Source organism: Pseudomonas brassicacearum, assembly GCF_003732265.1.
Lineage (GTDB): Bacteria > Pseudomonadota > Gammaproteobacteria > Pseudomonadales > Pseudomonadaceae > Aquipseudomonas > Aquipseudomonas brassicacearum_D.
The window spans coordinates 1-338 of the sequence record NZ_MOBK01000210.1; the positions used below are offsets into that span (position 1 = coordinate 1).

1 pseudogene is annotated in these 338 nt (G+C 46.4%); it reads left to right on the forward strand.

What is annotated here, in order from left to right:
• Positions 1–20: 20 nt before the first annotated feature.
• Positions 21–338, forward strand: a pseudogene (locus BK660_RS32510) (alpha/beta hydrolase); the annotation flags it as partial.

The window sequence follows — 338 nt, forward strand, 5'->3', positions numbered from 1 at the left end:
GGGGGTGGAATGGTGCACATTTGACCTCGATTTTGAAAGAGCGAGGTTATACAGTCAAGATGTTGGTAACACTCGATCCTGTTGGTGGTGGTACAGGTGTATGGATGTTCTCTGATATCTATTTTACGACGCCAAAGCCCGTGGCAGATTACTGGATAAATATATTGGCATCCCCCAAGGAAAAAGACGATTCAGATACTGTTGCCAGTTTGGGAGAGCGCTGGATCATGACATCTGGACCGAATATAAATGAGGCGGTCAGTGCGAATCACCGGCAAGCAGGTATGCTGTTCGCCTCCAAACTTCAAAGTGGAAAGTCTGCGTGCGATATAGTTTAT